The 13,298-nt window shown below is 58.6% G+C and carries 9 protein-coding genes; 4 read left to right on the forward strand and 5 right to left on the reverse strand.

The features are described 5' to 3' along the window. Nucleotides 1-8: 8 nt before the first annotated feature. Complete coding sequence (locus ACWFTY_RS11630) at nucleotides 9-185, forward strand: hypothetical protein (RefSeq protein WP_447524387.1); 177 nt, start codon at nucleotides 9-11, stop codon at nucleotides 183-185. A 155-nt stretch (nucleotides 186-340) separates the two neighbouring features. Next, a complete protein-coding gene (locus ACWFTY_RS11635) occupies nucleotides 341-1,735 on the forward strand; it encodes a porin (protein WP_447524388.1) in 1,395 nt (464 codons plus the stop codon). Between the two features lie 34 nt (nucleotides 1,736-1,769). Here the strand turns inward: ACWFTY_RS11635 and phoU are convergent, their stop codons facing one another. The 5 genes from phoU to ACWFTY_RS11660 form a co-directional block, all read right to left on the reverse strand. Beyond that, nucleotides 1,770-2,498 (reverse strand): phosphate signaling complex protein PhoU, encoded by a 729-nt coding sequence (gene phoU, locus ACWFTY_RS11640; RefSeq protein ID WP_447524389.1) that lies wholly within the window; start codon nucleotides 2,496-2,498, stop codon nucleotides 1,770-1,772. A 220-nt stretch (nucleotides 2,499-2,718) separates the two neighbouring features. Beyond that, nucleotides 2,719-3,765, reverse strand: coding sequence for a substrate-binding domain-containing protein (locus tag ACWFTY_RS11645; RefSeq protein WP_447524390.1), 1,047 nt, complete (start codon nucleotides 3,763-3,765; stop codon nucleotides 2,719-2,721). 144 nt (nucleotides 3,766-3,909) lie between these two features. Further along, nucleotides 3,910-4,533, reverse strand: coding sequence for a GNAT family N-acetyltransferase (locus ACWFTY_RS11650; protein WP_447524391.1), 624 nt, complete (start codon nucleotides 4,531-4,533; stop codon nucleotides 3,910-3,912). Nucleotides 4,534-4,554: 21 nt separating this feature from the next. Then, nucleotides 4,555-7,083: a penicillin-binding protein 1A gene (locus tag ACWFTY_RS11655; RefSeq protein ID WP_447524392.1), complete on the reverse strand. Its 2,529-nt coding sequence runs from the start codon at nucleotides 7,081-7,083 to the stop codon at nucleotides 4,555-4,557. Between the two features lie 109 nt (nucleotides 7,084-7,192). Continuing rightward, nucleotides 7,193-8,437: an N-acetylmuramoyl-L-alanine amidase gene (locus tag ACWFTY_RS11660; protein ID WP_447524393.1), complete on the reverse strand. Its 1,245-nt coding sequence runs from the start codon at nucleotides 8,435-8,437 to the stop codon at nucleotides 7,193-7,195. 521 nt (nucleotides 8,438-8,958) lie between these two features. Here ACWFTY_RS11660 and ACWFTY_RS11665 point away from each other — a divergent pair. Together ACWFTY_RS11665 and ACWFTY_RS11670 are read left to right on the forward strand one after the other, a co-directional pair. After that, nucleotides 8,959-11,754, forward strand: coding sequence for an Rne/Rng family ribonuclease (locus ACWFTY_RS11665; protein ID WP_447524394.1), 2,796 nt, complete (start codon nucleotides 8,959-8,961; stop codon nucleotides 11,752-11,754). 120 nt (nucleotides 11,755-11,874) lie between these two features. Then, nucleotides 11,875-13,275, forward strand: coding sequence for a M48 family metalloprotease (locus tag ACWFTY_RS11670; protein WP_447524395.1), 1,401 nt, complete (start codon nucleotides 11,875-11,877; stop codon nucleotides 13,273-13,275). Nucleotides 13,276-13,298: the final 23 nt, after the last annotated feature.

Below are 13,298 nucleotides of genomic sequence, written 5' to 3' on the forward strand. Positions count from 1 at the left end.
TCCACCCCATGCGCACCCGCCTCGCCATCTGCCGCAAGAAAAAGCGCTTTGCCAGCGAGGCGGACGCTCTCGCGGCAGCTCAGATCGCCACCATCGACCTGCGTCCCTATCTTTGTGATCGCTGCCACCGCTATCATCTGACCAGCCGCACCAAGGGCAAGCGACGGCTGCCGGTCGCCGATTGAGGCGGCACCGCCGCTGCCCTACCGGTCCGGAAATCCGCTTTCAAATCCCCGCCCGGCCTGTCACAAACATGCAATAAATTTGCCATGAAAGGGCAACGCTAACGTCATAGATCGCTCATCAATTGAAACATGATCCTCAACAGACAGGCTATCTCATGACCAACCCTATGCTCAAGACCATTGGCCTGCTGGCCGGGACCGCGGCGATTGCCCTTTGTCCTGCTGCTGCCATGGCCACGCCGATTTCCGACGAACAGGCTGCCGCGCTGCTCAGCAAGCTGGAGCAGCTCGAGCGCGAGGTCGCCGATCTGAAGGCGCAGCTCGGCAATGTGCAGCAGAGCCAGGTCGCTTCGACCAGCGCAATCGCGGCGACCGAGGCGAAACTGGCCGCGACCGAAGAGAAATTGGCAGAGCAGAAGCCGGTCAAGATCGCCTTCAAAGGCGCGCCGGAAATCAAGGGCGAGGACGGCTGGAGCTTCAAGCCGCGCGGCCGCATGCTTTATGACTTTGGTACGGTCAATGCGCCGGACAGCATCGTCGATGACGGCCTTGGCTTTGCCAATGAAGCCCGGCGGATCCGGCTCGGCGTTTCGGGATCGATGCCGGGCGGCTTCGGCTACAAGCTGGAAGCGGATTTCGCCGGCAACGAGATTGACCTGACCGATGCCTTTCTGACCTATGACAATGGCGGGCTGACGGTAACGGCGGGCCAGCACAATAATTTCCAGGGACTGGAAGAGCTGTCGAGCAGCAACGATACCAGCTTTATCGAGCGCGCCGGCTATACCGATGCTTTCGGCTTTGAACGCCGGGTCGGGCTTTCGGCGCAATATGGCGTGTCCGATCTGTTGTTCCAGGCCGGCGTGTTCACCGACAATATCGGTGACCTGAATGATGACGAGAATGACAGTATCGGCTTTGATGTCCGCGCGGTGGCGATGCCGAAATTCGGCGAGGTCCAGACCCATTTCGGGGCGTCCTACCATTATCGCGACCTCGGCGACGCGATCAGTTCGGCCCGCTATCGCCAGCGTCCGGCGGTCCATTTCACCGACACCCGCTTCATCGACACCGGCAATATTGCTGATGCCGAGTCAGAGACCAGCTACGGGCTCGAGGCAGCGGTTATTTCCGGTCGCTTCCACGCGACGGCAGAGGGCCACTGGCTCAATCTGAACCGCACCGGCGCGCTCGCCGACCCGACCTTCTTCGGCGGTGCGGTCGAGGCAGGCTTTTTCCTGACCGACGACACGCGCGGCTACAAGGAAGGCGTGTTCAAGGGCGTCAAGGTTTCCAATCCGGTCGGCCAGGGCGGCCTCGGCGCCTGGCAGGTCAATGTCCGCTATGACCGGCTTGATCTGACCGATGGCGGGTTCGTTGGCGGCGCGCAGGACGCTTATCAGGCGTCATTGATCTGGACGCCAATCGACTATGTCCGCTTCCTGCTGTCCTACTCGAAGATTGATTACAGCAACGCAGCGATCCTCGCTGCGGGCGACGGCAATTATAATGTCGATGCTTTCGCCGGACGTTTCCAGATCAGCTTCTGATCCGGATGATCTTTACCGACTGGCGGCTGTCAACCTAGGTTGACGGCTGCTGGTCGGCCCAGATCGTGCCGACATTGTCGCCTTTGTTGCGATCCGGCATCTGCCGCCCGGTTTCGGCAAAATAGGTCAGTTCGGCGATATTGGTGGCATGATCGCCAATCCGCTCGAGATTTTTCGCGATGAACAGCAGATGCGCGGATTCACTGATAAAGGCGGGGTTCTCGACCATATAGGTGATGATCGCGCGGAAGATGCTGGTGTAGAAATGGTCCAGCGTCTGGTCTCTCGCCCATACCGAAACCGCCAGATCAGCGTCGCCGTCGGCATAAGCCTTGAACGAATCCCGCACCAGCTCGGCGGCGATATTGGCCATTGAGGGCAGCAGCGAAGCCGGTTCGATCTTGCGGGTGGATTCGGCGACCAGCGGCACACGCTTGGCGATATTCTTGGCATAGTCACCAATCCGCTCGGCGATGCTGGAAATCTTGAAGGTCGCAATCAGATGGCGGAGATCGTCGGCCATCGGCGCGCGCAGGGCGATGGTCTGGATCGACAGGGCATCAATCCGCCGTTCCAGCTCGTCGATCTCTTTATCGTCGGCAATGACGGCTTTGGCCAGCGCCAGATCATTATGTTCAAGCGCTTCGATCGCCCGGACGATGGCACTGGTGCTCTTGTCTCCCATCTCCAGCACCATTGCCCGAAGATCGTGAATTTCCGCATCAAAGGCGGACACGGTATGCTGGGCAGTGCTAAGATTCATCAGAGTTCCTTGTTGCGATTTCCTTCATTGTAACAAAAATGTCATATAAAAAGCAATCTTATTGCATATTGGTGGCTTTGGTGGCGCCATTCGCGCTGCCGAAGCCGCGTTCCGCCCTGGAAAAAAGGGGCCGTTGTTGCCAACAGCCCCTCGGGATATACACCACGAAATATCTAGTTCGCGTGGCAGTCTATCTGTGGATCAAGCGAAGCGGGTTCGCTTATTTCAGCATGTCTTTGGTCAGCAGCGGCATGTTTTTCGCCGCTTCCACCATCGATGTCCGGGTCGCGTCCGGCGAAGCGATCAGGCCAGCCTTGACCAGATAGCCATCGCGTGTTCCGGCGTTGACAAATTCCATGACAAATTCCGGAATGCCGGGGATCACGCCGACATGCTGCTTTTTCACATAGATGAACAGCGGCCGCGCGCCCGGATATTCACCGGATGCAATCGCGTCATAGGCTGGCTCAACGCCGGAAATGGCGATGCCCCGTACTGTGTCGAGATTTTCTTCGAGGAAGCTGTAGCCGAAAATGCCGACCGCATTGGGATTGGATTTCAGCTTCTGGACGATCAGATTGTCATTTTCGCCCGCGTCCAGATAAGGACCGTCTGTGCGGATATCATGGCAGATGGCTTCATATTCGTCCTTGTTGCTTTCCTTGAGCGCCTTGGTCGCCGCATCGGTTTTGCAGCCGACTTCCATGATCAGCTCGGTCAGCGCATCGCGGGTGCCAGATGTCGATGGCGGGCCGTAAACGCTGATTGGCATGGCCGGCAGCGAAGCATCAATATCCGACCAGTTCTTGCTGGTATTTTCCTTGCCGAACGGCTTGGCTGCAATCGCCTTGTAAATCTGCTCGGGAGTCAGTGCAAAGCCTGGGCCTTCCTTGGACTGGGCGACAGCGATGCCGTCGATGCCGATGTTGATTTCGACGATGTCGGTGACACCGTTTGTCTGGCACAGTTCAAATTCGGAGGCCTTCATCCGGCGAGATGCATTTTCAATATCGGGCGTATCGGCGCCAACACCGGAACAGAACAGGCTCATGCCCGCGCCGGTTCCGGTCGATTCCAGCACCGGAGCCTTGAAGCTGCCCATAGTGAGGAAATTTTCCGACACAGCCTTGGCGAAGGGAAACACGGTCGAGGATCCGACGATCCGGATCTGGTCCCGGCTTCCGCCGCCGCCACTGTTGCCAGCCTGATTTTCACAGCCGGCCAAAGCCAGCGTGGCCATTGTCAATATTGCAAGTTTCGTTTTCATCTATAATTCCCTTGTCCAAGGTTGATTGCGCACTGGAAATCTCTGTGCGACCTCTTGAACAAGGCATCTACTGTCGCTCAGTGACTTTTGAATTACAGAATTATTTCACTATTATTGCAGATATTGCAGATGCGCGCCGTCGCCCTATCGGGGGAGCCTCTTCATCGCTTCCAGCGGCGGACTGTCGGCCGCTGCGTGAAATAGCTCAACCCGCTCGAATCCGAGACTGTTGTAGAAGCGCCGATTGGCCGGATTGCTATTCTCCAGATAGGCCATCGTGCCCGTGCGGTCGCAGGCATCAAGGACCGGCTGGATCAGGCGGCGGCCCAATCCCCTGCCCCGTCCCGCGCTGGCAACGCCAACCGTGAACAGATAGGCATGCGGCTCCTTCGGATGATGTTTTTCCATCGCCTCGCCTGCGGCCTTGCCACGCATCAGCGCGCCCCAGCCACCGCTGGCGAACAGGCCCCAATAGGTCTGCAGCATCCCCGCCATGGATGCATCGGCCTTGTCACCGGGCATCAGCCACATCGCGGCTGCACGGCCTTCGCCGTCCTCGCTCAATATCTGGCAGAAACCATTCGGTGCGTAGATGTGCTGTGCCAGACCGGAAAAAGTCCGTTTCATCGGTTCGAAGCCGCCGAACAGCCAGCTGTTGAACGGATCGTCGCGAAAGGCATCGGCGGTAATGTCGGAAAGGGCCGCGACGCTTTCAACGCCGACGGTGGCGATGCCTTGCTCAGGCACAATGTCCGATGCTTTCAGCATCCGCCCGGGGACCTGCTACCGCTAATAAATTCCGCCTTCAGCCTGAAGGAACTCGTCGTCATTCTGTGCCGGACCGCGATTGCGATTGGCTTCCAGAGCCCGTGCCCGCGCTGCGGCCTGTTCCGCGATCAGCTGCGCCTTGCGCGCTTCCAGCCGGGCCAGCAGCTCGTCCTTGCGGATCGAACGGCGTGGTTCAGTCTCGGGCTTGAAGACATCCCAGATGACCGCAGATTTGGGATCATCGGTTGGCCAGCCGCCAAACACCCGCTTGCCGGTCTTGCGGTCGACGCGGACCATCCGGACGCCTTTGGGAGCAACAAATGGCGTTTTCGGCATGCCCGCCATCGCCCGTTCGGCAAAACGCCGGAAGACCGGCGCGGCCAGCGTGCCGCCCTGGGCATAGCCGCCCATGTTGCGCGGCTGATCATAGCCGAGATAGACGCCAGCGACCATGTCAGGTGAACCGCCGACGAACCAGACATTCGTCGGACCGCTGGTTGTACCGGTCTTGCCGAACAGAGGCCGGTCGAGGCTTCTCAAATTCTGCGCGGTGCCGCGGGTGATCACACCCTGCAAAATGTCGATCATCTGATAAGCGGTCATCGGATCCATCAGCTGTTTTCCGGCAGGACGCGGCCGCGGCATCGGCTCTCCGTCCCAGTCGCGCAAATTGCAATTTTCACAGACCCGCTTGTCGGCGCGGAAGATGACCTCGCCCTGACGGTTCTGGACAAAGTCGATCACCGTCGGTTTCAGCTCACGCCCGTGATTTGCAAGCATGGAATAAGCATTGGTCAGCTTCATCACCGTGGTATCGCCAGCGCCCAGGGCGAAAGCCAGATAGGGCTTATAGTCACCAATACCCATGGTCTTGATCGTCCTGACAACATTTTCCATGCCGGAATCATTGGCGGCGCGCACGGTCATCAGGTTGCGCGATTGCTCTACACCCCAACGCAAAGTCTGTTGGCCAGCGCCGCGCGAATTGCCGAAATTCCGGAAACATTTGCGCCCCAGAGAAGCCGATTGATAGACGCAGAACGGGGCATCCTCGATCAGGGTCGCAGGAGTCATGCCCTGTTCCAGCGCCGTGGCATAGACAAAGGGCTTGATCGTCGAACCTGGCTGCCGCTCGGCCTGGGTGGCGCGGTTGAACGAGCTCATCCGGTCGTCAAAGCCGCCCTGCATCGCCCATATCCGGCCATTGCGAGGGTTTTGCACAACCATGCCGCCAGAGACTTCGGGCACATTCTCCAGCCGGTAACTGCTGCCGCCCACGGGGCTTACAGCGATAATATCGCCAGCTTTCAAGGCGCTCGGAACCGAATTTATCCGGCCCGTGGTACCATCGGTAAAGCCGATTTCAGCACCGCCGCCGGTCGGCCGGATGGCAACCGCGATCCGCCAGTTGGCATAATCCGTGTTGATGAAGGTCGAGGACAGGCGCTGAGCCCATTGCTCGTCCATCTCGATCTTGTTGATCGGACCGCTCCAGCCTTTGCCGCTGCTATAGCGCAACAGCCCGCCGCGCAGGGCATCCTTGGCATATTCCTGCAATTCCGGGTTCAGCGATGTACGCACCCAGAGACCGCCGGAATAGACGCTGTAAGGGCCTGCCTTTTCATTCTCGCCAAATTGCTCGATCAGCTGGCGACGGACTTCCTCGATAAAATAGCCACCCACTCGTTCGAACCGGGGACCGGAACGGGAAATCGCGCCAAGCGGCTGCGCAATCGCGGCCTGATGTTGCGCTGGCGTGATCCAGCCATTCTCCTGCATTTCGCCCAAGACCCAGTTGCGCCGGATGATCGCGCGCTGTTCGTGCACTTCCGGGCGATAGTTGGACGGGCCCTTGGGCAGGATCGCCAGATAGGCAATTTCGTGGAGGGCGAGTGCGTCGACATCCTTGCCGAAATAGGCTTGCGCGGCAGCCTGCACGCCATAGGCATTGCGGCCGAGGAATATCTGGTTGAGATAGAGTTCGAGTATTTCCTCCTTGGTCAGCACATCCTCGATCCGATAGGCCAGGATCGCCTCGCGCACTTTGCGGCGATAGGAGACTTCGCTGCTCAGCAGCAGGTTCTTCGCGACCTGCTGGGTGATGGTGGAGGCCCCGACCGGACGCCCGCTATTCGAGATATTGGTGAGAATAGCAGTGGCGATACCGGGATAGTCCAGTCCGCCATGTTCAAAGAAGGTGCGATCTTCGGCTGCCAGATAGGCGCGCACCAGCAGTGCCGGATATTCGGAATATTCCAGCTGCACGCGCCGTTCGCGAGCATAGCTGTGGACCGGCTCGCCATCATAAGCGCGGACCATTGTCGGCAAGGGTGGTTCATAGGTCTGCAGCGCCGTGGCATCCGGCAAGTCCCGGGCAAATATCAGCCAGACGAGCAGCCAGCCGAGCACACAGAGGGCTATAAAGGCTACAAATAGCCGGAACCACTTCTTCTGCCAGAATCTTTCGATCCGCTCGAAAAAACTGCCCGTGCTTCGTTCGAGCTTATAGGCGAGACTTTCTCCAGCCGTATCTGACGCTTCATTTACCATAGGCTGCGCTATCTAAACCGGCTCGCATCCATTTTCCAGCGATTATCGATGAAAAACGCGCACCGCCTCGCCACAGGACGGCCGGACAATCTTGCCCGGCCAGATCCGTCTAGCGCATTGCCAGTTTCCGGGCGAAATGCGACTCGATTGCGCTGGCCACACCCGAGGCAACCTTGGTCCGGCCCTGACGGGAATTCAGGAACGCCACATCATCTTTGTTGGTCAGATATCCGGTTTCAAACAACACCGAAGGTGTGTCGGGTGCCTTGAGCACGACGAAGGACGCATAACGATGCGGGATTTTGCGGAAAGCCATCTGCCGGCTGCTTTCGCGGTGCAGCAATTTCGCAAAATCGGCAGAGACATTCATGGTTTCACGCTGGGTCAGGTCGATCAGGATCGACGATACGTCCCGCGTCGCGCCGCCCAGATTAATGCCATTGATGATATTGGCCTTGTTTTCCCGCGCCGCCAGCTTGGCCGCTTCGCGGTCGGAAGCAACTTCGGACAAAGTATAGACAGTGGCTCCGGAAGCCGTCTCGTTGCCTGCCGCATCGGCATGGATCGACATGAACAGGTCAGCGCCGAGCCTGCGGGCAATGCCGTAACGTTCCTCCAGCACCAGAAACTCGTCACTATCACGGGTCAGCGCCACGCGGACCCTGCCGCCCGCGACCAGCCGGTCACGAATTGCCTTCGCAATTGCCAGAGTCACGTTTTTCTCGCGCGCATTCCCGTGCGGGGAAATCGCTCCCGGATCATGCCCGCCATGGCCGGCATCGATAACGACCAGCGGCCTGCTCCGATCATTCGGTCCGTAAATTTTCGGCAAACGGACGGAATCCAGCGGCTTGCCGAGAGGCACTTTGACGCTGTAATTCTTCTTCGGCGGTTCGGCGCGGAAATTCACCGGCGGCAGAAATGACAGCCGCCCACTCGCCAGCTGGTTTTGACCGACCGATTGCAGACTTAGATTCAGAATTTTGCCATCTTTGGAGAAGCTGCCGTTGGTAATTACGGCCGGGCGGTCCAGATCGAACACGATCCGCGCCGTATTGGGATTATATTGTCCCTGGCGTACCGATTTGACAATACCGGCCGCAGAGCCACCGCGTCCGGCCTTGCCGCCACGCACGTCTATCGCAATACGGTCTGGCCCGATCAGGGAAAAGGCCGATGCCCCTTCCACCAGATCGTCAAAAGAGATGGTGATTTGCGAACCATTGGCTTCGATCCTGCTGACCGAGCCTGCCTGGGCCGGAGTGATCGTCACCAGTGCGGATGCCAATATTGTTGCCAGTGCCATGGTCCGCTTATGCATCCTACGTGCCTTTAGGGTCCAGTCAATTTTCATATATTGCGGCTTCCTGAATGTTTCACGCCATTGATTGGAGTGAAGACGGCATTAAGGATGCTTTCGTAAGGCGCCGTAAAATGACGCGGTTAACGGTGCATTAGGCACGTTTCATTGCGGGCAGATATTGCCCGGGATGTTTCCGCTTTGTCACAGTTTGTGTTGCCGATCAGCGCGAGCGGTGCTAGCAGACTGTTTGAACCTTTCGGGAAGAATCCTGGAACGGTTCGTCTAAATGCCGAAAATCATTCGGCATCTACCAGGTTGACGCAACATGAGGCATGAAATCTCCGGCTTAGAGGCTCTCCGTTTCGGAGGCGCTTCCTTGGGCGGAAAGACTTTGGCTAACGGCCAGAGCCATGCAGTGGTTGCAGACGCATTTTTATCTGAAATATTTCAAATCAACCGGATGACGCCGCCCGCCCCTCATCAAAGGAACGCGCGCACAGAAACGTCATCCCTATTATATCGCATGGACCCGCCGGGCTCTGATCCGGCGCTCCCTGCCAGGAGACTATTGAATGACTACGCGCATGCTAATCGACGCGCGCCACCAGGAAGAAACCCGGGTGGCGGTCGTAAAGGGAAACAAGATTGAGGAATTCGATTTTGAATCTTCCGAGCACAAACAACTTAAAGGCAATATCTATCTAGCAAAAGTAACCCGCGTCGAACCGTCGCTGCAGGCCGCTTTTGTCGACTATGGTGGCAACCGCCACGGATTTCTCGCCTTTTCCGAAATCCATCCCGACTATTACCAGATTCCGAGAGAAGATCGCGAAGCGCTGCTCGCCGAGGAAGCCGAACACGCGGCAGAAGAAGCCGCTCTTCGCGCCCAGGAAGAGGAAGAAGAAGATTCTCCTGCCGACATGGTCCGCAGCGAAGCCACCGAGGAACTCGATACCGCTCTGGTCGAAGTCGATCAGGATGAAAGCGTCGATACGATCGACGTTACCGAAGGCGAAATCCCGGTAGAAAACGGCGACGATGAAGATGACGACGAGGATGATGAGTCCGAGGACGATTCATCCGAAGATAATGGCGAAGACAATGGCGAGAACAAAGGCAAAAGCGGAGGCCGTCGCGGACGCGGTGGTCGCCAGAAGGGTCGTGGCAAAGGCAGCATGCCGAAAGCCAGCGACCAGGCGCGCCAGAAGCGCATGGCCCTGCGCAAACGCTACAAGATCCAGGACGTTATCCAGCGGCGGCAGGTTGTGCTCGTACAGGTCGTCAAGGAAGAACGCGGCAACAAGGGCGCAGCGCTAACCACCTATCTCAGTCTGGCCGGCCGCTATTGCGTGCTGATGCCGAACACCTCCCACGGTGGTGGAATCAGCCGCAAGATCAACAACGCTGGCGATCGCAAGCGGTTAAAAACGATCATTGCCGACCTGAACCTGCCGACCAGCATGGGCTGTATTGTCCGCACCGCCGGACTTTCCCGCACCAAGCCGGAAATCAAGCGCGACTTTGACTATCTCGCCCGTCTCTGGGACGAAATCCGCGAGAAGACGCTGAGCGCGACGGCACCGAGCCTGATCCACAGCGACAGCGATCTCGTCAAACGCGCGATCCGCGACATTTACAATCGCGAGATCGAGGAAGTTCTGGTCGAAGGGGCTGGCGGCTATACCGCCGCGAAGAATTTCATGAAGCTGCTGATGCCGAGCCATAGCAAGCGGGTGAAGAGCTATGCCGATCCGGTGTCGCTGTTCCAGCGCTATGGTGTCGAGGATCAGCTGTCGGCCATGTATTCGCCGGAAGTCCAGCTGAAATCCGGTGGCTATCTGGTGATCAACCCGACCGAGGCTCTGGTGTCGATCGACATCAACTCCGGACGCTCGACCCGCGAACACGGGATCGAAGCGACGGCCGTCAAAACCAATATGGAAGCCGCCGCCGAAATTGCCCGCCAATTGCGACTGCGCGACATGGCCGGACTGGTCGTGATCGATTTCATCGACATGGACCGCAACGGCAATGTACGCAAAGTCGAACGGGCGATGCGCGATGCATTGAAAAACGATCGCGCACGGATCCAGGTTGGACGGATCTCCAGCTTTGGCCTGATGGAAATGAGCCGCCAGCGTCTGCGCACCGGCGTGCTTGAAGCCTCAACCAAGGTCTGCCCGCATTGCGAAGGCACCGGACTGGTACGGACAGCTTCGTCTTCCGCCCTCTCCGCTCTCCGCCTGCTCGAAGAAGAAGCCGCCAAGGGCAAGGCCAGCGTGATCAGCCTGCGCACCAGCCAGGAAGCGTGCATCTATGTGCTGAACAGCAAGCGTCATGAAATCGAGGACATCGAAAAACGCTACGGCGTCTCGATCGAAATCGTGCCCGATGGCGAAACCGAAGGCGCACGGATGGAAATCCAGACCTCCGGCAGCCCGCCAAAGAATATGCCGAAGTTCGAGCCCATTATCGATGACGACGATGATGATCAGGTCGATGAGGTCGATGAGGCGGAGAATGTCGAAAGTGAAGCACGTGGCGAGCGTACGGAACGTAGCGACCGCAACGACGGCGAAGAACGGCCGAAGCGCAAACGGCGTCGGCGCGGCAGACGCAACCGCGGTGGTGATCGTGGAGAAGCCGGTACATCCGAGATTTCCGGCGAGAATGGCGGCGAGAATGGCGGCGAAAACTCCACCGACAATAATGGTGGAAGCTCCGGCGAGAACAATGCCGAAGCCGCCGCGCAGCCGAACAACACGGATGCTGGCGAACAGGCCCAGAAGCCGAAACCTCGCTCGCGCCGCAACAGCGCCCGCAAGGCGGATGCTGCACCGGTAGCGGAAAGCGAAACCGCTGGTGATGCGAAAGCCGAAGCCAAGCCGCGCGCAAGACGTCGCTCTGCCAAAAGCGAAGCGCCGGCTGAGCAGCCAGCAGCAAACGCAGAGCCGGCAGCCGAAGCGGCCGAGGAAAAGCCGAAACGCCGCCGTGCACCGCGCAAGGCCAAGCCGGCAGTAGCAGCCACACCGGCCGCCGAAGCAACGGGCGAAGCCGCTGACGCAACCGTAGAGAAAAAGGCACCGGTAAAACGCGCGCCGAGATCACGGGCCAAAAAGGCGGATAGCGCCGAAGCGACTGACAAGGCAGCAACCGAAGCTCCGAAAGAAGCCAAGGAAAAAGCACCTGCCAAGCCGCGGAAGCCGAGAGCCACTGCCAAGCCTAAAGACGAAGCGGTAGCCAAGCCTAAAGACGAAGCCGTAGCCAAGCCTAAAGACGAAGCCGTAGCGAAAACGTCCGACAGCGACGCGACGGAGTCCAGCGACGGACCTCCGCGTCAGGGCTGGTGGCAGCGCACCTTTGGATGATTGACAATATAGCGTCCCCGCCAGATGTTTCTGGCGGGGACGCTATGGTTTTCATCCGCGGTTCAGGCAGTTGATGGCAGGAGAAAAGGCTCCAACCAGACTTTCATGCTAAGGAATTTCATGCGCAATTTTTTTGCTGTTTCATTTTCCCGCATCGGTCTGCCTGCCGCAGACCGGGTGACCCGTCTGATGGTTGCATTTCTGGCGATTATCTCGATCGCTGTACAACCCGTTGCCGCCCAGTCGATCTTGCGCGACGCCGAGACCGAAGCCCTGTTCACTGACATGGTGTCGCCGCTGGTGGCCGTTTCCGAACTGGATGCCGACGAGGTCGAGGTCGTTCTGATCAACGACCATCAGATCAACGCCTTTGTCGCCGGCGGCCAGCGCATCTATTTCTATTCCGGCCTTATCGAAACCGCCGACAGCGCCAATGAAGTACAAGGCGTCATGGCCCACGAACTCGGTCATATCACCGGCGGACATATCATCCGCTTTGATGAAGGTGCGAAAACCGCGACCGGAATCACCATTCTCAGCCTGGTTCTTGGTGCCGCAGCCATTGCTGCCGGAGCCGGTGACGCCGGCATGGGCATATTGGCCGCAGGCCAGCAAGCGGCCATGGGCAAGTTTCTGGCGTTCAGCCGGGTGCAGGAACGATCTGCCGATTCCGCCGGCGCCCGTTATCTCGGTGAAGCCGGCATATCCGGCAGAGGGTCCATCGATTTTTTCAAGAAGCTGCAAAATTATGAATTCCGTCTCGGCATTCCCCAGGAGGATAGCTACGGCCGGACCCATCCGCTTTCCGGCGAACGGGTAACGCTGCTCAGGGATGTTTATCAAAAGGATCCCGCCTGGGACAAGCCATCCGACCCGGAAATCGAATCCCGGTTCCAGCGGGTCAAGGCCAAGCTGCTTGGCTTTACCGCTGACCCTGTCGTGACCTTGCGCAAATATCCCGAAAGCGACCAGTCGGTCCCTGCCCGCTATGCCCGGGCCTATGCCTGGCACAAAAGCGCTTACCCGGACCGCGCCCTCTACGAAGTAGACAATCTGCTCAAGGCGGCGCCGGAAGACCCCTATTTTCTCGAGCTGCAGGGCCAGATCCTGCTCGAGTCCGGCGATCCGGACGGAGCGCTCAAGTCGCTGCGCAAGTCGGTGCAGCTGACCAATAACCAGCCCCTGATAGCGAGCCTGTTCGGCCATGCGTTGATCGCCACCGAAGATCCGCAATATCTGGACGAGGCAGAGACGGTTTTGAAAGCCGCCGTGCACAAGGATAACCGCAATCCCTTCGCCTGGTATCAGCTGGGCGTGGTCTATTCACAGAAGGGTGATATCGCGCGGGCGCAACTGGCTACAGCGGAAAGCGCTTTGCTGGAGCGCAATTATGCCGGTGCCATCCGCAGCTCACAAGTCGCCATGTCCGGCATCACGGAAAACACGCCTGACTGGATCCGGGCGCAGGATATTTCGTTCATCGCCAAGGCCGAATTTGAAAAGAACAGCCGCCGCCGCTAAGTCGTGATGCGCTGGTTCTGGCC

This window comes from Parasphingorhabdus sp. NYA22 (assembly GCF_976973735.1).

Bases quoted from the DNA above. Each gene is read 5' to 3' on its own strand.
- ACWFTY_RS11655 (WP_447524392.1), bottom strand. From the start codon at position 7,083: ATGGTAAATGAAGCGTCAGATACGGCTGGAGAAAGTCTCGCCTATAAG.
- ACWFTY_RS11650 (WP_447524391.1), bottom strand. From the start codon at position 4,533: ATGCTGAAAGCATCGGACATTGTGCCTGAGCAAGGCATCGCCACCGTC.
- phoU (WP_447524389.1), bottom strand. From the start codon at position 2,498: ATGAATCTTAGCACTGCCCAGCATACCGTGTCCGCCTTTGATGCGGAA.
- ACWFTY_RS11645 (WP_447524390.1), bottom strand. From the start codon at position 3,765: ATGAAAACGAAACTTGCAATATTGACAATGGCCACGCTGGCTTTGGCC.
- ACWFTY_RS11665 (WP_447524394.1), top strand. From the start codon at position 8,959: ATGACTACGCGCATGCTAATCGACGCGCGCCACCAGGAAGAAACCCGG.
- ACWFTY_RS11635 (WP_447524388.1), top strand. From the start codon at position 341: ATGACCAACCCTATGCTCAAGACCATTGGCCTGCTGGCCGGGACCGCG.
- ACWFTY_RS11630 (WP_447524387.1), top strand. From the start codon at position 9: ATGCGCACCCGCCTCGCCATCTGCCGCAAGAAAAAGCGCTTTGCCAGC.
- ACWFTY_RS11670 (WP_447524395.1), top strand. From the start codon at position 11,875: ATGCGCAATTTTTTTGCTGTTTCATTTTCCCGCATCGGTCTGCCTGCC.
- ACWFTY_RS11660 (WP_447524393.1), bottom strand. From the start codon at position 8,437: ATGAAAATTGACTGGACCCTAAAGGCACGTAGGATGCATAAGCGGACC.